Below are 16,329 nucleotides of genomic sequence, written 5' to 3'. Positions count from 1 at the left end.
GTCGGCGCCGGCGGAGCACTCGGTGCCGGCGGAACAGTCGGCGCCGGCCGAGCACTCGGTGCCGGCGGGACAGTCGGTGCCGGCCGAGCAGGCTCTGCCGGCCGAGCAGCCGGGGAGTCCTTCCCGCGCGGCGTCGGCGCGGCCGCGGGCGGGCGCTCGGCGGGCGGCTCGGGCGCGGGGGTCGAAGGCATCTGACGGGCTCCGGAATCTGAGGGACTACCCCGACCCTATCCCCCTTGCGCCGAGTTGTAGCCTGGTTTTTAGACAGAGTGTCCGAATAAGTTCTGAGGAGCAGCAGCATGAAGTACCGTCAGCTCGGCCGGACCGGGGTGTGGGTGTCCGAGATCGCGCTCGGCGCGATGTCGTTCGGTGGTAAGGACCACCCGGTGTTCAGCGCGATCGGTGGGCTGGAGCAGCCTGATGTCGACCGGATGGTCGGCGCCGCGCTCGACGCGGGGGTGAACTTCGTCGACACCGCGGACGTGTACGCCGACGGTGAGAGCGAGGTGCTGCTCGGGAAGGCGCTCGGCAACCGCCGCAAGGACGTGATCCTCGGGACGAAGCTGCTGGCGCCGGTCGGGCCGGGGCCGAACGACCAGGGGCTGACCCGGCTGCACGTGATGCGGTCGTTGGAAGACAGCCTGCGGCGGCTCGGGACCGACCACATCGACCTGTACCAGATCCACAACTGGGACCACGTGACGCCGATCGAGGAGACGCTCGCGGCGCTCGACGACGCCGTACGGCAGGGCAAGGTGCGCTACCTCGGCGCGTCCAACCTCGCGGCCTGGCAGATCAGCAAGGCGCTCGGTGTCTCGGCGCTGCACCACCAGTCGAAGTTCGTGGCGAACCAGATCAACTACTCGCTGCTCGCTCGGCAGCCTGAGGGTGAGCTGGTGCCGATGGCGCTGCAGGAGGGCGTCAGCCTGACCGTCTGGCAGCCGCTGATGGGCGGGTTCCTGACCGGCAAGTTCGATCGCGGTGGCAAGACGACCGACGACCAGTCGCGGCGATCGCAGACCGGCGCTGACTTCGTCCCGTTCGACGAGGAGCGTGGGTACGACGTCGTCGACGTACTGCGGGTGGTCGCCGACCGGCACGGCGTGAGCCCGGCGCGGGTCGCGCTCGCGTGGTTGCTCGCGCAGCCGGCGGTGACGAGCGTGATCGTCGGGTCGCGCAAGCTGGAGCAGCTGACCGACAACCTCGCGGCGAGCGAGCTGACGCTCACCGAGAAGGACCTGGCCGAGCTCGACGAGGTCAGCAGCCCGGCGCCGGCGTACCCGAAGTGGATCCAGGACGCGTTCGCCCCGGTCCGCATCCCGGCGAGCAACAAGGCCTGACCGAAGGACCTGACGACCGCCCAGGGACCTGTTCCCCTGGGCGGTCGTGTGCTGTTCCTCTTGTGCAGACCCCGTGCTTCGGGGAATGGTGGGCGAACAGGAGGAAACGTCATGGCAGACAAGGCGAACACTTCCCAGGGCGCGCCGGGTGCCGATACCCCCGCCGCCATTCGCAACGTCGTGCTCGTCGGGCCGTCCGGCGGTGGCAAGACCACTCTCGTCGAGGCGCTGCTGGTCGCCTCCGGGGTGCTGAACAGAGCCGGCACCGTCGTCGACGGGACGACGGTGTGCGACTGCGACGACGCCGAGATCCGCCAGCAGCGTTCGGTCGGGCTCGCGCTCGCGCCGCTCGTGCACGACGGCGTGAAGCTGAACCTGATCGACACCCCCGGGTACGCCGACTTCGTGGGTGAGCTCCGGGCCGGGCTGAGAGCGGCGGATTGCGCTCTCTTCGTGATCCCGGCCAACGAGGGCGTCGACGAGCCGACCAAGGCGCTGTGGCAGGAGTGCGACCAGGTCGGGATGCCGCGCGCGGTGGTGATCACCAAGCTCGACCACGCCCGCGCGAACTACGAGAACGCGCTCTCCGGTGCTCAGGCCGCGTTCGGCGACAAGGTCCTGCCGCTCTACCTCCCGACCGGCGACGGCGTGATCGGACTGCTGTCCCAGACCCACTACGAGTACGCCGACGGCAAGCGCAGCACGCACCCGCCGGACGCGTCGTACGCCGACCTGGTCGAGGAGCACCGGGGCAGCCTGATCGAGGGGATCATCGAGGAGTCCGAGGACGAGTCCCTGATGGAGCGCTATCTCGAGGGCGAGCAGATCGACTCCGACATCCTGGTCCAGGATCTCGAGCGCGCGGTCGCCCGCGGCTCGTTCTTCCCGGTGATCCCGGTCTGCAGCGGCACCGGGGTCGGCACGGTCGAGCTGCTGGAGATCGCGACCAGCGGCTTCCCGTCGCCGCCCGAGCACCAGGTGCCGGAGGTGTTCAGCCCGCACGGCGTACCGAAGGGCAAGGTCACCTGCGACCCGAACGGCCCGCTGCTGGCCGAGGTGGTGAAGACGACGTCGGACCCGTACGTCGGCAGGGTCAGCCTGGTGCGCGTGTTCTCCGGCACCATCAGGCCCGACACGACGGTTCACGTGTCGGGCCATTTCACGTCCTTCTTCGGCGCGGCCAACAGCCACGCCGACCACGACGAGGACGAGCGGATCGGGACGCTGTCGTTCCCGCTCGGCAAGCAGCAGCGCCCGGCGTCGGCGGTGATCGCGGGTGACCTGTGCGCGATCGGCCGGCTGACCCGCGCAGAAACCGGGGACACGCTCTCCGACAAGGCCGACCCGCTGGTGCTCCGGCCGTGGACGATGCCCGAGCCGCTGCTGCCGATCGCCGTCCAGGCCCGCGCGAAGACCGACGAGGACAAGCTGTCCGGCGGCCTGCAGCGGCTCGCGGCCGAGGACCCGACGCTGCGGATCGAGCAGAACCCGGAGACCCACCAAATCGTGCTCTGGTGCATGGGCGAGGCGCACGCTGACGTCGTACTGGACGCCCTGGCCAACCGGTACGGCGTCTCGGTGGACACCGTTGAGCTCCGGGTCCCGCTGCGCGAGACCTTCGGCGGCAAGGCCAAGGGCCACGGGCGGCACGTGAAACAGTCCGGCGGCCACGGCCAGTACGCCGTCTGCGACATCGAGGTCGAGCCGCTGCCGGAGGGCACCGAGTTCGAGTTCGTCGACAAGGTGGTCGGCGGCGCGGTGCCGCGGCAGTTCATCCCGAGCGTCGAGAAGGGCATCCGGGCGCAGATGGAGAAGGGCGTCGGCGCCGGCTACCCGATGGTCGGGATCCGGGTGACGCTGCTCGACGGGAAGGCGCACAGCGTCGACTCCTCCGACATGGCGTTCCAGATGGCCGGCGGCCTGGCGCTGCGCGAGGCCGCGAACGCGACGAAGGTGAACCTGCTCGAACCGGTCGACCTGGTCTCGGTGCTCGTCCCCGACGATCTCGTCGGTGCGGTGATGAGCGACCTGTCCGGCCGGCGCGGACGGCTGCTCGGCACCGACAAGGTCGGCGACGACCGGACGCTGGTGAAGGCCGAGGTGCCGCAGGTCGAGATCACCCGGTACGCGATCGACCTGCGTTCGCTGTCGCACGGCGCCGCGTCGTTCACCCGATCGTTCTCGCGCTACGAGCCGATGCCGGACGCGGCCGCGTCGAAGGTGAAGGTCTAGGAGAGCCGCTTGCGGACGTCCTTCGACTTCAGGTACGCCGCCGCGTCGTCGTACCGCTCGGACTGGTTCGCGAACTCGATGTAGGAACGCACCCGGTGCAGCCAGTCGAGCGTCGACGGCTTGACCGCGGGGAGCGCTCTCTCGAGGTGCTGCATGGCCAGCGGCGGCTCGCCGCCGGTCGTCAGCGCCTCGTCGATCACCGCGTCCACACCGCGCTCGACGAGCGCCCGCAGGTCCGCGCCGCTGAACATCGGCGTCCGCGCGGCCAGCGACTTCAGATCGAGCGCGGCCGACGGCACGTCCTTCAGGACGACGGACAGGATGTCGGCCCGGGCCGGCTCGTCCGGCGGCGGCACGAAGATCACCCGGTCGAACCGCCCCGGCCGCAGCATCGCCTCGTCGACGTCCCACGGCGCGTTGGTCGCGGCCATCACGAGCAGCCCGGTGTTGTCGGAGCCGATCGCGTCCAGCTCCTGCAGCAGTACGTCGACCAGCCGACGCGCCTCGGACCCGCCGTGCTTGTGCCGCGCGAACGCGAGCGCGTCGAGCTCGTCGAGGAACAGCACGCACGGCGCGTTCGCCCGGGCGCGCTCGAACGCCGCGTGCAGGTTGCGCTCGGAGACGCCGAGGTAGGGGTCCATCACGTCCTCGATCCGGACGTTGACGAACGGCAGCCCGCACTCCCCCGCGGTCGCCCGCGCGAGCAGCGTCTTGCCGCAGCCGGGCGGGCCGTACAGCATCACGCCGCCGCCGGAGCGGCGGCCGTACTTCTCGTACAGGTCGGGCCGGCTCTGCGGCAGGATCACCATCCGGTGGATGACCCGCTTGATCTCGTCCATGCCGCCGACCTGGTCGAAGGTCGTGGTCTCCTTCGCGGTGTCGCCGGCGAAGCCGTCCGGCGTCTCCTCGGGTCCGACCTTCACCTTCACGCCGGTCCGGGCCGCGATCATCTCGTCGACCAGCTGCTGCAACCGGCCGGTGCCCTCGACGACGCCGGCCTGGCGAGCGGCCTCGAGGCAGTTCCGCAGCAGCGCGAGCCGGCCGTTCGCGGCCGCGAGCTCGCCGACGGCGACCAGCTGGTCCTCGGGGAGACCCTGCTGATCCATCAGTACGACGTACTGGTCGAGAGCGCTCTCCGTCTCTCCGGCCGCGACCAGCGTCTCGGCGAGGACGAGCCTGAGCAGGAGATCGTCGGGGTTCGTCTCGACGGCCTTGCGCAGGGCGGAGATCCGGTCGTTCGTCATCGTCACCAGTTCCGGTTGAGCCAGCGGCGCAGCAGCGGGGGCGCCACCCACGAGTAGATGCAGAACCCGAACCAGGCGACGGCCGCGACCAGGGCGAGCGGCCGGAGGCCGGCCAGGCGCAGCCCGTAGATCACGACGACCGCGCCGATCCAGACCATCAGCGGGTTGAACCGCTGGAACGGGCGCAGCGGCCGCATCAGCGGATGGTTCGCGAGCCGCGCCTCCCGGGCGGCCGCGCGCAGGTCCGGGTCGCCCGGATCGGAGGCGGCCGCGGACGCGAGAGAGCGGTATCCCGTGCTCGCGTCGCCGGTCAGCATCGCCGACGTGCCGTGCAGGGCGCGCGCGTTCGGGTCGTCGGGATCGTGCGAGAGCGCTTTCTCGGAGTGCCGGTGCATGTCGCGATCCTTGCCCAGGGCAAACGCCACCTGGGCCCGGGCGGCCGAGATCTGCGGGCTCTCCGGAGCCTGCGACGCGGCGCGCTCGACCAGCGCGTTCGCCTTCTCGGCCTGACCGGCGGACAGACAGACCATCGCGTACCCGAGCAGCAGGTCGGGATCGTTCGGGTCCAGGCTCAGCCCCTGCAGGAGCGCGGCCTCGGCCTCGGGCAGCCTGCCCTCCGCGCGCAGCGCCGCGGCCAGGATCTGCAGCAGCGGGAGGAACGGGCCGTGCTGGGCGAGCCCGTCGCGCAGCACCTCGATCGCGTCGACGTTGCGGTCGAGCGCATGCAGAGCGGCACCACGGAACAGGTACGCGCGGTAGTCGAGCGCGGCGTCACCCCACAGCCCCTGGAGCTCGTCGAGAGCGCGCTCCGGGTGCCCGATCTGCAGCCAGTGGCCGGCCATCTGGAGCCGGGCCTCGGTCGGTTCGCTCACACCGTCACCGCCAGTACGCCGAGCAGCACGAGCTCCAACGCGCCGAGGCCGATCACCGCGGCCACGCCCGGCACCCAGAGCGACTTGTACTCCGTCGTCCGCAGCTGGAACGCGCGGTCCATCGGCCGCTGGATCCGCAGCTGCGCCAGGCAGCACAGGACCGCGACGACCCGGGTCGCGATCCGCAGCCCGCTGGCCGCCTCGTCCTCGGTCAGGAACACGACGACCGCCGCCGACACCACCAGCGCGAGCACGCCGACACCGATGATCTGCCGCTGCCCGGCCGGGCTCACGCCGAGCCGCCGCGCGTTCAGGTAGGCGATCACCGTCACCGCGAGCACCCCGCCGAAGAACGCAACGTACGCCTGCGACATCAACCGCCACGGCCGCACCGACAGGTCCACGTTCGCCGTGATCGTCGGCCGCAACAGCTCGTCCGCCATCCGTCCCCTCCTGGGCCTCAGCACTGCCGGAGAGCGCTCACCTCACGCGGCCCTCTCGGCCCGCGCAGTCTAAGCCAGCGTCGGCCCGCCTGTCCCAGCGCGACCGGCGCCGGCCGGCGGACCCCGCGGCTCTAGGCTGGCCGCATGACCGACAACTGTCTTTTCTGCGGAATCGTCGCGGGTTCGATCCCGTCCCAGCAGGTCGCCGAGAACGACCGCGCGATCGCGTTCATGGACATCAACCCGGCGACCCGTGGCCACCTGCTGGTCGTCCCGAGAGCGCACTCCACCGATCTGCGCGAGACCACCGCCGAGGACCTGACCGCCGCCACGCTGCTCGCGCAGTCGCTGGTCGGCCGGGTGATCGAGCGCCTCGACGCCGACGGCGCGAACCTGCTCAGCTGCATCGGCGCCGACGCCTGGCAGAGCGTGTTCCACACCCACCTGCACGTCGTACCGCGGTACAAGGACGACCCGCTGCAGCTGCCCTGGCACCCGAAGCCGGGCGACCCGAACGTGATCGCGGAGACCGCGGAGGAGCTGCGCTGATCGCGGTGTAACGCTCGCGGGGGTCTCTGACACTGCACCGGTATGACCCTGACGCTGCACCCCACCGTCCGCACCGGCACGCTGCGCGCCCGGCTGGCGCCGCTGCAGCTGATGGCGTTTCTCCAGGGGATCGCGTTCTGGGTGCCGGTGGAGAAGCTGTTCATGACCGAGATCGGCTTCGACGCGGCGGCGATGGGCGTGCTGGCCGCCGCGTACGCCGGGCTGGTCCCGGCCGCCGAGGTGCTGTCCGGCGTCCTCGCCGACCGCTGGTCGCGACGCGGGGTCCTGGTGGTGGCAGCGGTCGCGCTGCTCGTCGCCGTACTGATCGGGGCGCTGAGCCAGAACGTGGTGACCTACCTCGTCGCCGGCACGGTGCTGGGGGTGTACTTCGCGCTCTACTCCGGCACCGTCGAGGCGGTCGTCTACGACAGCGTGCTCGAACAGACCGGCACCAGTACGGCGTACGAGCGGGAGATCGGGCGGATCCGGCTGATCGAGAGCGCCGCGCTCGTCACGAGCGCGCTCGCCGGCGGGTGGATCGCCTCCGTGTCGTCGACCCGGCTGACGTACTTCGTGACGCTGCCGTTCGTGGCCGGGTCGCTGATCGCGCTCTCCCGGTTCCGCGAGCCGCGGCTGCACGAGACAGGTGAGCGCTCTCCGCTGCGCGAGCATCTGCGGGTGACCGTGCGCGCGATCCTGCATCGCGGCCGGTTGGTTCCGGTGGCGACGGCGGCGGTGCTGGCGGCGTTGATCCTGCAGGCGATGTACGAGTTCGGCCCGCTGTGGCTGCTCGAACTGGACGCGCCGGCCGGCTTCTACGGGCCGTTCTGGGCCGGTGTCGTGAGCGCGCTCGGCCTCGGCGGGCTGCTCGCCGGGCGGCTGCACCTCAACCGGCGCTTGCCCGCGGCAACGGTCGCTCTGGTGATGCTCGCTTGCTCCGGCGTACTGCTGACGAGCGGGAGCCTGGCCGTGCTGACCGTCGCGATCGTGACGCTCACCGTGCTCGTCGTGGTGATCGGGATCCACGTCAGCCACCTGGTGCACGACGCCGTCGACTCCACGATCCGGACCGGCGTCGCGTCGGGCATCAGCGCCGTCTCCTGGTTGCTGTTCACGCCGTTCGCGCTCGGGTTCGGCGCGGTCACGCAGGAGACCGACGTGTACGGCGCCGGCTGGCTGCTCGCGGGCGCCGTCGTCCTGGCCGCCGGTGCGTTGCTGTGGGTCGCCCGCCACCGGTCACTAGCCTGAACCGATGGAGGACCTGCCCGTGGACACCGTGCTCGTGCGCCGGTTGTGTGCGCGCGAAGAGAGCGCGTTCTCGCTCGTTCTCGACCGCTGGTCCCCCGGCATGCTCCGGCTCGCCCGGAGCTACGTCTCGACCGACGAGTCGGCGGCCGAGGTCGTGCAGGAGGCGTGGCTGGCGGTGGTCGAGGGCCTCGACCGGTTCGAGGGACGCTCGTCGCTGCGGACCTGGGTCTACCGGATCCTCACCAACACGGCCAAGCGCCGCGGGATCCGGGAGCACCGGATCGTCCCGACCGAGAAACTGGAGAGCGCGATCTCGGTCGACCCGCGCCGCTTCCAGGCCGACGGCGACCCGTTCCCCGGGCACTGGTGGGAGCCGCCGGCCCGCTGGCCGGAGAGCGGAGCGCTCGGTTCCGAAGTACGGGAGCTGCTGATCGCCGCGCTCGAGGAGCTGCCGGAGCGGCAGCGGATCGTGATCGCGCTCCGCGACGCCGAGGGCTGGGCTTCGGACGAGGTCTGCGAGCTGCTCGACATCACCGCGGCCAACCAGCGGGTGCTGCTGCACCGCGCCCGTGCGTTCGTGCGCGGCAGGCTGGAGACGTACTACACCCAGGAGGAATCCTCGTGAACGAGCTCGAGTGCCGGCAGTTCGTCGAACAGGTCACGGCGTACCTGGAACGCGCTCTCACCCCGGCCGAGGAGCAGGCCTTCGTCGCGCACCTCGACGGCTGCGAGGGCTGCGACCACTACCTCGACCAGGTCCGGCGCACGACGCGGGCGCTCAACAGCCTGCCCACCGATGCGCTGAGTTCCGCTTCGCGCGCGAGCCTGCTCGAAGCTTTCCGTCGCCGCGATGTCGAGGAGCCCGGACCGGCTTCGTCCTAGGGTCACCAGCGGCCGCACCGGCCGCCCGACCCGAGGAGAACCACCATGACGCTCCAGCGGATGGAGAACGTCGGCATCGTCGTCGACGACCTGACGGCTGCGGTTGCCTTCTTCACCGAGCTCGGCCTGACGCTCGAAGGTGAGGGCGAGGTCGTCGGCGGCTTCGCCGACCAGTGCGTCGGTCTCGACGGCGTCCACTGCCGGATCGCGATGATGAAGGTCCCGGACGGACCCGGCCGGCTCGAGCTCTCGCAGTACCTCTCCCCTGTCGCCGCACCCGCGCCGCAGAAGCCGCCGCACAACATCGTCGGCACGCACCGGGTGATGTTCTCCGTGACCGACATCGAGGACGTCGTCGCCCGGCTGCGCCCGCTCGGCGGCGAACTGGCCGGCCAGATCGCGCAGTACGGCGACACGACCCGGCTCTGCTACCTGCGCGGCCCGTCCGGGATCTTCGTCGGCCTCGCGGAGGAGGTGTAGGCCGCTTCAACCCGTCACAGATCAGCGCGAGGATCGCCGCTGCCTCAGCTGACCACCAGCTCGTACACGGCCAGGATCTCGTCGGTGAGCGTCGACCAGTCGTACCGGCGGACGGCGGACAGCCCGGCGTCGCGCAGCTTGCCGCGCTCGTCGGGCGAGGCGAGCAGGCGCAGAACCGCCGCGACGAGCGCGTCCGGCGAACCGGGCTCGAACAGCTCCCCGAGCCGGCCGCCGTCGAGGACCTGGTGGAAGGCGGTGAAGTCGCTGGCCACGACCGGAGCGCCGGCGGCCATCGCCTCCAGCAGCACGATCCCGAAGCTCTCGCCGCCCAGGTGCGGCGCGACGAACAGATCCGAGCCCGCCAGCATGTCCGCGCGGGCCTCGTCGTCGATCGCGCCGAGAAAGATCACGTTGTCGCGGCAGTACGCCGGAAGCGAGCGCCGCGCCTCCTCCCCCTGGCCGGTCCCCGCGATCAGCACCTTCAGGCCGCGCCGCTGCGTGACCAGCGCGGGAACCGCGGCGAGGAGCACCGCGAGGCCCTTGCGCGGCTCGTCCATCCGGCCGATGAAGCTGATCGTGCCGTCGGTGCCACGCCACTCCGGGCGGACCCGGCCCGCGAAGCGGTCGACGTACAGGCCGTTCGGGATCACCACCGCCTCGCCACCGATGTGCTGGACCATCATCGAGCGGGCGTTCTCCGAGACCGCGATCCGGGCGTCGAGCTTCTCCAGCGCCGGCCGGAGCAGACCGGACGCGGCGCTCATCGCGCGGGAACGGACCTGCCAGGTGTGGAACGTGGCGACGAACGGGCCGTCGCCCGCCCAGAGCGCGAGGATCGACGCGCTCGGGGTCGTCGGCTCGTGCACGTGAACGACGTCGAACCGGCCGTCGGCCAGCCAGTTCCGGACCCGCGCCGCGGTGCGCGGGCCGAAGGTGACGCGGGCGATCGAGCCGTTGTACGGGACGCCGACCGCGTGACCGGCCGACACGACGTACGGCGGTACCTGGTCGTCGTCGACCGGGGCGAGCACCGAGACCTGGTGGCCGCGGGCGAGCAGCGCCTCGGCGAGGTCGCGGACGTGGTTCTGCACGCCGCCCGGCGTACCGAGGGAGTACGGGCACACGATGCCGATCCGCATCGGTCAGTCCACGAAGATGCGCTGCAGCATGTGCCAGTCCTGCGGGTGCGCGGCGATGCCTTCGGCGAACGCGTCCGCGCAGCGCTGCGTCATCGCGGCCGGACCGCCCTCGCGCGGGATCGGCGGGTGGAAGGTGATCACGAGGTCGGGGCCGTCGTAGTGGAGTGTCGCCGGGATCAGCGGGGCGCCGGTGCGGACGCTGAGCGCGGCCGGGCCGGCGGGCATCCGGGACTTGCGTCCGAAGAACTCGACCGGGACACCACGCTCGGACAGGTCCCGGTCGGCGACCAGGCAGACGAAACCGCCCGCGCGAAGGCGCTCGGCCAGTACGCCGAACACGTGCTCGTCGCTGCCGGTCAGCGGAAGGACTTCCATGCCGAGCTTCGCGCGGTAGGCGACGAAGCGGTCGAAGAGCGACTCGGGCTTGAGCCGCTCGGCGACGGTCGAGACGGGCATGCCGGTGCGCCCGGCCCAGGCGCCGGCGTGGTCGTAGTTAGCGAGGTGCGGGAGGGCGCAGATGACGCCCTTGCCGGCGGCGTGGGCGTCGCGGAGGCGCTCCTCGTTGACCGTGCGGACGCGGCCGACGATGCGGTCGTCGTCCCACTCGGGGAGGCGGAATGCCTCCTGCCAGTAGCGCAGGTAGGAGCGCATGCCGGCGCTGACAAGCGCATCGAGCTCGTCGGCTGTGGCTGCCGGGCGGACAACGGCCAGGTTGGCGCGGAACCGGCGGACGCCGCTGCCGTCGCGTTTGACGACGAAGTCGGCGGCGCGGGTGAACAGCCAGGTCACCACCGGCTCCGGGAGGCGGCGTACGAGGGCCCACGCCAGCGCGAAGGCCAGGTCGACCGAGCGCTGGCGCAGACCGTCCATCGTCAGCTGGTGGAGCTGGGGTGCTCGGGGCCGTCGGCGGGAGGCTCGTTGCCGCCGGGGGCCGAGCTGCCATCGGCCAGCGGACCGCCGCCGGGCGCCGTACTGCCGCCCGTCGGCGTACCCGCGTTTCCGCTCGGCGGCGTACCGAGGCCCGCGTTGGCCGGATCGGCGAGGACCTGCTTGCGGACCGACAGCGTGCGCTGCACGACGGTGATCGTGCTGGCGATCGCCAGGTACCACAGGACGATGTGCAGCAGGATCGGCAGGTTGAACACGTCGGAGAAGAAGCCGACGACCAGCACCGACACCAGCCGGTCGGCCCGCTCGGCCAGACCACCGCTGGCGTGCAGGCCGAGGCTCTCCGCCTTCGCCCGCGCGTACGACGTGGTCGCGCCCATCACCAGTGCCCACAGCGTCACCGCCGCCATCAGCGTCGAGTCGCCGGCGCGGGAGTTGGCGTAGAACAGCACGAGCCCGCCGAAGATCGCGCCGTCGCCGAGCCGGTCGAGGGTGGAGTCCAGGTAGGAGCCCCACTTCGACGACGTGCCCGACGTCCGCGCCATGTAGCCGTCGATCAGGTCGGAGAACACGAACAGCGTGATCACCAGGGTCCCGATCCACAGCTGCCCGCGCGGGAAGAAGACCAGCGCACCCGCGGCGACGCCGATCGTGCCGACCAGGGTGACCGCGTCCGGGCTCACCCCGAGCCGCAGCAGAAGGGTGGCGATCGGCGTGATCACCTTGGTCCAGAACTGCCGGAATCTGTTAAGCATGGCGACGCGATCGTAGTCCAGCCCGGCCACCAACAGGTGACAGCGCCACCCCGACACCCCTCCCAGCCGCTCCGGCAGCACTGGCGAACCCGCACACCCGAGGCGCACCATGGCATCACCCGCCCAAGCCCCCCGGCCGCGGAGACCCCCATGCCCAACCCCCGCCCGGCCCACCGAACCGGCCAACTTGCGCCGGTACGCCGCGCCGCCCTGCGCCTGCTGTTGCCCACAGGAGGCCAGCTCCACCAGGTGCGCGCGAGCGAACTGCTCCGCGCGGTGCGCGGAGCCGACCACCTCCGCCTCGCCCGCCCAACCGACCTACCCCGCGCGGTGCCCCGAACCGACCTCCTCCACCTCCACCCGCCCCGTACGCTCCCCGCAAGCACCACCCCGCCTCCACTCGCCCACTGCATCGGAGCGACCTGATGCGGCCGGTACGCCGTACTGGCCTCCTCCTGCTAGCCGTCGGCTTACTGCCTGGCTGCTCGGTCGCACAGCGGGCGGACGAGCCGCCGGTGGAGCCGCCGCGGCCAGTTGCGGTGGTGCCTACTGTGATCGCACCGCCACAACCCGAAGGTGTGGACGGCAGCGTCGGGCAGGCCGGTCCACATGCCTGCGCGGCGGTGGCCGCGCCGGAGAACCTCGTACGGCGGCCGAGCAGCAAGTGGGTTGCGAAGGCCTTCGGGTGGAACGACGGCGGCCTGCCGGCGTTCGACCTGTGCACGCTCGTCGTCGGCGGGCAGCCGGTGACGATCGGTGTCAGCTCGCTCCCGGCGCACCCGGGGACGCTCGAGCGGGTCGCGAACACGCTCGGGATGTTCGAGCCCGCGGACAAGCTCGGCGGCTCAGCGCGGGATCTCGGACCGGGTGCGCGGACCAGCGGCCGCGGGATCGTCTTCGAGACCCGCGACCGCATCGTCCGGGTCACCAGCGCCTCCGGGCTCCCCGACGGCGAACTGCTCCGCGTCGCGGTCTCGGCGCGCAACGCCGTACCGCAGGTGATCCGCCCGGCCCGCCAGTCCGACGCGGCCTGCCAGGTGTCGAACGCGATGGCCGAGCGCTTCATCGGTGTCCTCGTCCAGCTCCGTCGCGACTACCGCGTCAACGGAGCCCTCACCTGCATCTGGGGCACCACCGAAGCCACGGTCGCCATCGTCGAGTCCCTCAACGCCGACACGATCCCCGAGGCGAACCAGACTCCCCCGCCGCGCTCGGCCCCGATCGGCCGACCGGGCTACTATCTGCCCGCCCAAGGAGAACTGGTCTTCCGCAACGGCCGCCGAGTGGTCCGCGTCAGCGCGTTGACCGACCCACCCCGGGAGATCCCCTTGGCCTCCCTGCTCGACATCGTCGACCCGCTCCTGCCGCTGTTCCTCCGCTAGGCCTCCGCCGGCCAGTTCTTCGCGAGGAGGGAGCGGGTGTCCGCGAGCAGTTGCGGGAGGACCTTGGTCTGGCCGATCACCGGCATGAAGTTGGTGTCGCCGCCCCAGCGCGGGACGACGTGCTGGTGGAGGTGTGCCGCGATGCCCGCGCCGGCGATCTCGCCCTGGTTCATGCCGATGTTGAAACCGTGCGCCGCCGAGACCACGCGGACGGCGACCATCGCCTCCTGCGTGAGGCGGGCGACGTCGGCGACCTCCGCGGGAGTCAGCTCGGTGTAGTCCGCGACGTGCCGGTACGGGACGACCATCAGGTGCCCGGGGTTGTACGGGTACAGGTTCAGTACGGCGTACGCCGCCCCCGCGCGCTGGACGATCAGCCCGTCGGCATCCGGCAGCGACGGGATCCGGCAGAACGGGCACGCACCCTCGGCGTCGCTCGTCGGCTTGTTCTCGCCAGCGATGTACGCCATCCGGTGCGGCGTCCACAACCGCAGGAACGGGTCGGCGTCGCCGACCCCCACCTGCTCCACCAACTCGTCCGGCTCGTACGGCGAACCAGGCGGCCGCCCGCCGGCCGCCGACGGCTGCGCTCCGGGCGACGGCGGTCCCCCGGCACCCGGAGGAGTCGCCCCGGGATCCGTCATACCTGGACGCGCTTCTGGACCGACTCGACGATCTCGGTGATCGCGTCGGCGATCGGGACGCCGTTCTTCTGGGTGCCGTCGCGGTAGCGGAAGGAGACCGAGCCCGCGGCCATGTCCTCGTCGCCGGCGATCAGCATGTACGGGACCTTCGACTTCTGGGCGTTGCGGATCTTCTTCTGCATCCGGTCGTCGGAGGCGTCGACCTCGATCCGGATGCCCTGCGCCTTGAGCTGCTGGGCGATCTCGAACAGGTAGTCGACGTGCCCGTCGGTGATCGGGATGCCGATCACCTGGACCGGCGCGAGCCACGGCGGGAAGACGCCGGCGTAGTGCTCGGTCAGCACCGCGACGAACCGCTCGATCGAGCCGAACAGCGCCCGGTGGATCATCACCGGCCGCTGCCGCGAACCGTCCGAAGCCGTGTACTCGAGCTCGAAGCGCTCGGGAAGGTTGAAGTCGAGCTGGATCGTCGACATCTGCCAGGTGCGGCCGATCGCGTCGCGGGCCTGGACGGAGATCTTCGGGCCGTAGAACGCGGCGCCGCCCGGGTCCGGGACCAGCTCGAGACCAGACGACTCGGCCACCTCGCGCAGCGTCTCGGTCGCCTCTTCCCAGACCTCGTCGGAGCCGACGAACTTCTCCGGGTTCTTCGTCGACAGCTCGAGGTAGAAGTCGTCGAGGCCGTAGTCGGCCAGCAGGCCGAGCACGAAGGTGAGCAGGTTCTTCAGCTCGTCGCGCATCTGCTCGCGGGTGCAGTAGATGTGCGCGTCGTCCTGGGTGAAGCCGCGGGCCCGGGTCATCCCGTGGATGACACCGGACTTCTCCAGCCGGTACACCGTCCCGAACTCGAACAGCCGCAGCGGCAGCTCACGGTAGGACCGCCCGCGCGCGTCGAAGATCAGGTTGTGCATCGGGCAGTTCATCGGCTTCAGGTAGTAGTCCTGCCCCTGCTTGCGGATCTCGCCGTCCGGCCCGCGCTCCTCGTCGAGGTGCATGGGCGGGTACATGCCGTCGGCGTACCAGTCCAGGTGGCCCGAGGTCTCGAACAGCTGCGCCTTGGTGATGTGCGGCGAGTAGACGAACTCGTAGCCGTCCTCGACGTGGCGCTGGCGGGAGTAGTCCTCCATCACCTTGCGCAGCACGCCGCCCTTGGGGTGGAAGACGGCCAGGCCGGAGCCGATCTCGTCGGGGAAGCTGAACAGGTCGAGCTCGGTCCCGAGCTTGCGGTGGTCGCGCTTGGCGGCCTCCTCCAGCCGGGTCAGGTACGCCTTCAGCTCGTCGCGGGACTCCCACGCCGTGCCGTAGATCCGCTGGAGCTGCGGGTTCTTCTCGCTCCCCCGCCAGTACGCCGCCGCGGTGCGCATCAGCTTGAAGTTGCCCAGGTAACCGGTCGCCGGCACGTGCGGCCCGCGGCACAGGTCCTTCCAGGCCACGCTGTCGTCGCGCCGGACGTTGTCGTAGATCGTCAGCTCGCCGCCACCGACCTCGACCGAGGCCCCCTCGGCGGCGTCGGCCGCGGAGCCCTTGATCCCGATCAGCTCCAGCTTGTACGGCTCGGCGGCCAGCTCGCTGCGCGCGTCGTCGTCGGAGACCACCCGGCGGCTGAACCGCTGCCGCTCCTTGATGATCTGCTGCATCTTCTTCTCCAGCGCACCCAGGTCGTCGGGGGTGAACGGAGTCGGGACGTCGAAGTCGTAGTAGAACCCGTTCTCGACCGGCGGGCCGATGCCCAGCTTGGCCTCCGGGAACAGCTCCTGCACCGCCTGCGCGAGCACGTGCGCGGTCGAGTGCCGGATGATCGCGCGGCCGTCCTCGGAACCGGCCTTGACCGGCTCGATCTCGTCACCGTCGGCGACCACCCGGGACAGGTCCCGCAGCTCACCGTTGACCCGGGCGGCGATGGCGGAGCGGTCCTGGCCGAACAGCTCGGCGAACAGCTCCCCGATCGTCGTCGTCTCGGTCACACTCCGCTCAGCCTCGCCCTCGACGCCGATCAGATGGACCTTGACTTCCGACACGTTGCTCTCCTCGGGTCTGCGTGATCGGCCCAGCTGCCGGTCACGCAGTGATGGTATCCACTTCCGCCGCAGGCCCTGACACGCCATCCACAGGCCAGGCCGCGGTCCCCCGGTCGTAGCCCCGACCTGACGAAAGTCGGGGGTCCGTCCAGCCGTTGGTCCGATGTGCCGGCCCCCTCCGGATTTCTAAGTTCGAAGCACACTCCAGGAACC

At 71.1% G+C, this 16,329-nt stretch carries 16 protein-coding genes and 1 pseudogene; 9 read left to right on the top strand and 8 right to left on the bottom strand.

The annotated features are described in order from the left end of the window. The 3 genes and pseudogenes from AB0M01_RS27225 to AB0M01_RS27215 form a co-directional block, all read left to right on the top strand. Nucleotides 1-195 (top strand): annotated as a pseudogene (locus AB0M01_RS27225) (P-type conjugative transfer protein TrbL); the annotation flags it as partial. 104 nt (nucleotides 196-299) lie between these two features. Next, nucleotides 300-1,340, top strand: coding sequence for an aldo/keto reductase (locus tag AB0M01_RS27220; protein WP_363674306.1), 1,041 nt, complete (start codon nucleotides 300-302; stop codon nucleotides 1,338-1,340). 111 nt (nucleotides 1,341-1,451) lie between these two features. Beyond that, entirely contained in the window at nucleotides 1,452-3,572 is a 2,121-nt protein-coding gene (locus AB0M01_RS27215) for an elongation factor G-like protein EF-G2 (RefSeq protein WP_363674304.1), read from the top strand. Here the strand turns inward: AB0M01_RS27215 and AB0M01_RS27210 are convergent. The 3 genes from AB0M01_RS27210 to AB0M01_RS27200 are packed head-to-tail and all read right to left on the bottom strand — an operon-like array spanning nucleotide 3,569 to nucleotide 6,131. Continuing rightward, on the bottom strand, nucleotides 3,569-4,816 hold the full coding sequence (locus AB0M01_RS27210; protein WP_363674302.1) for a tetratricopeptide repeat protein: 1,248 nt from the start codon (nucleotides 4,814-4,816) through the stop codon (nucleotides 3,569-3,571). The two genes, AB0M01_RS27215 and AB0M01_RS27210, sit on opposite strands and share 4 nt — an antisense overlap. A gap of 2 nt (nucleotides 4,817-4,818) precedes the next feature. Next, nucleotides 4,819-5,688: a tetratricopeptide repeat protein gene (locus tag AB0M01_RS27205; RefSeq protein WP_363674300.1), complete on the bottom strand. Its 870-nt coding sequence runs from the start codon at nucleotides 5,686-5,688 to the stop codon at nucleotides 4,819-4,821. Further along, nucleotides 5,685-6,131, bottom strand: coding sequence for a hypothetical protein (locus AB0M01_RS27200; protein WP_363674298.1), 447 nt, complete (start codon nucleotides 6,129-6,131; stop codon nucleotides 5,685-5,687). The genes AB0M01_RS27205 and AB0M01_RS27200 overlap by 4 nt, the downstream gene beginning before the upstream one ends. A 144-nt stretch (nucleotides 6,132-6,275) precedes the next feature. Between AB0M01_RS27200 and AB0M01_RS27195 the strand changes: the two genes are divergently transcribed. From AB0M01_RS27195 to AB0M01_RS27175, 5 genes are read left to right on the top strand one after another with little or no spacing between them, the layout of a single operon-like run. Then, nucleotides 6,276-6,680: an HIT family protein gene (locus AB0M01_RS27195; RefSeq protein ID WP_363674296.1), complete on the top strand. Its 405-nt coding sequence runs from the start codon at nucleotides 6,276-6,278 to the stop codon at nucleotides 6,678-6,680. Between the two features lie 42 nt (nucleotides 6,681-6,722). Continuing rightward, nucleotides 6,723-7,928 (top strand): MFS transporter, encoded by a 1,206-nt coding sequence (locus AB0M01_RS27190; protein ID WP_363674294.1) that lies wholly within the window; start codon nucleotides 6,723-6,725, stop codon nucleotides 7,926-7,928. A gap of 4 nt (nucleotides 7,929-7,932) precedes the next feature. Continuing rightward, nucleotides 7,933-8,553 carry a sigma-70 family RNA polymerase sigma factor gene (locus AB0M01_RS27185; RefSeq protein ID WP_363674292.1) on the top strand — a complete coding sequence of 207 codons (621 nt, stop codon included), beginning with the start codon at nucleotides 7,933-7,935 and terminating at the stop codon, nucleotides 8,551-8,553. After that, entirely contained in the window at nucleotides 8,550-8,810 is a 261-nt protein-coding gene (locus AB0M01_RS27180) for a zf-HC2 domain-containing protein (protein ID WP_363674290.1), read from the top strand. The genes AB0M01_RS27185 and AB0M01_RS27180 overlap by 4 nt, the downstream gene beginning before the upstream one ends. 45 nt (nucleotides 8,811-8,855) lie before the next feature. Beyond that, nucleotides 8,856-9,290, top strand: a complete 435-nt coding sequence (locus tag AB0M01_RS27175) for a VOC family protein (RefSeq protein WP_363674288.1) — start codon at nucleotides 8,856-8,858, stop codon at nucleotides 9,288-9,290. Between the two features lie 44 nt (nucleotides 9,291-9,334). On the opposite strand, the gene AB0M01_RS27170 is transcribed toward AB0M01_RS27175, so the two are convergent. The 3 genes from AB0M01_RS27170 to pgsA are packed head-to-tail and all read right to left on the bottom strand — an operon-like array spanning nucleotide 9,335 to nucleotide 12,072. Then, nucleotides 9,335-10,429: a glycosyltransferase family 4 protein gene (locus tag AB0M01_RS27170; protein ID WP_363674286.1), complete on the bottom strand. Its 1,095-nt coding sequence runs from the start codon at nucleotides 10,427-10,429 to the stop codon at nucleotides 9,335-9,337. A 3-nt stretch (nucleotides 10,430-10,432) separates the two neighbouring features. After that, nucleotides 10,433-11,299: a phosphatidylinositol mannoside acyltransferase gene (locus AB0M01_RS27165; protein ID WP_363674284.1), complete on the bottom strand. Its 867-nt coding sequence runs from the start codon at nucleotides 11,297-11,299 to the stop codon at nucleotides 10,433-10,435. 2 nt (nucleotides 11,300-11,301) lie between these two features. Then, complete coding sequence (gene pgsA / locus AB0M01_RS27160) at nucleotides 11,302-12,072, bottom strand: phosphatidylinositol phosphate synthase (protein ID WP_363674282.1); 771 nt, start codon at nucleotides 12,070-12,072, stop codon at nucleotides 11,302-11,304. Nucleotides 12,073-12,623: 551 nt separating this feature from the next. Here pgsA and AB0M01_RS27155 point away from each other — a divergent pair. Continuing rightward, the gene (locus tag AB0M01_RS27155; RefSeq protein ID WP_363674280.1) at nucleotides 12,624-13,454 is read left to right on the top strand and encodes a hypothetical protein; all 831 of its coding nucleotides are present in this window, start codon (nucleotides 12,624-12,626) and stop codon (nucleotides 13,452-13,454) included. On the opposite strand, the gene AB0M01_RS27150 is transcribed toward AB0M01_RS27155, so the two are convergent. Both AB0M01_RS27150 and thrS read right to left on the bottom strand, forming a co-directional pair. Then, a complete protein-coding gene (locus AB0M01_RS27150) occupies nucleotides 13,451-14,098 on the bottom strand; it encodes an HIT domain-containing protein (protein ID WP_363674278.1) in 648 nt (215 codons plus the stop codon). The two genes, AB0M01_RS27155 and AB0M01_RS27150, sit on opposite strands and share 4 nt — an antisense overlap. Further along, on the bottom strand, nucleotides 14,095-16,116 hold the full coding sequence (gene thrS / locus AB0M01_RS27145) for a threonine--tRNA ligase (protein WP_363674276.1): 2,022 nt from the start codon (nucleotides 16,114-16,116) through the stop codon (nucleotides 14,095-14,097). The genes AB0M01_RS27150 and thrS overlap by 4 nt, the downstream gene beginning before the upstream one ends. Nucleotides 16,117-16,329: the final 213 nt, after the last annotated feature.

It is taken from the genome of Kribbella sp. NPDC051770, assembly GCF_040681455.1.
Lineage (GTDB): Bacteria > Actinomycetota > Actinomycetes > Propionibacteriales > Kribbellaceae > Kribbella.
This window is presented reverse-complemented; position numbering and strand designations above follow the sequence as displayed.

Excerpts from the sequence above, each read along its gene's own strand:
- AB0M01_RS27220 (WP_363674306.1), top strand. The coding sequence starts at position 300 with ATGAAGTACCGTCAGCTCGGCCGGACCGGGGTGTGGGTGTCCGAGATC.
- AB0M01_RS27215 (WP_363674304.1), top strand. The coding sequence starts at position 1,452 with ATGGCAGACAAGGCGAACACTTCCCAGGGCGCGCCGGGTGCCGATACC.
- AB0M01_RS27210 (WP_363674302.1), bottom strand. The coding sequence starts at position 4,816 with ATGACGAACGACCGGATCTCCGCCCTGCGCAAGGCCGTCGAGACGAAC.
- AB0M01_RS27200 (WP_363674298.1), bottom strand. The coding sequence starts at position 6,131 with ATGGCGGACGAGCTGTTGCGGCCGACGATCACGGCGAACGTGGACCTG.
- AB0M01_RS27195 (WP_363674296.1), top strand. The coding sequence starts at position 6,276 with ATGACCGACAACTGTCTTTTCTGCGGAATCGTCGCGGGTTCGATCCCG.
- AB0M01_RS27190 (WP_363674294.1), top strand. The coding sequence starts at position 6,723 with ATGACCCTGACGCTGCACCCCACCGTCCGCACCGGCACGCTGCGCGCC.
- AB0M01_RS27185 (WP_363674292.1), top strand. The coding sequence starts at position 7,933 with ATGGAGGACCTGCCCGTGGACACCGTGCTCGTGCGCCGGTTGTGTGCG.
- AB0M01_RS27175 (WP_363674288.1), top strand. The coding sequence starts at position 8,856 with ATGACGCTCCAGCGGATGGAGAACGTCGGCATCGTCGTCGACGACCTG.
- AB0M01_RS27170 (WP_363674286.1), bottom strand. The coding sequence starts at position 10,429 with ATGCGGATCGGCATCGTGTGCCCGTACTCCCTCGGTACGCCGGGCGGC.
- AB0M01_RS27165 (WP_363674284.1), bottom strand. The coding sequence starts at position 11,299 with ATGGACGGTCTGCGCCAGCGCTCGGTCGACCTGGCCTTCGCGCTGGCG.
- pgsA (WP_363674282.1), bottom strand. The coding sequence starts at position 12,072 with ATGCTTAACAGATTCCGGCAGTTCTGGACCAAGGTGATCACGCCGATC.
- AB0M01_RS27150 (WP_363674278.1), bottom strand. The coding sequence starts at position 14,098 with ATGACGGATCCCGGGGCGACTCCTCCGGGTGCCGGGGGACCGCCGTCG.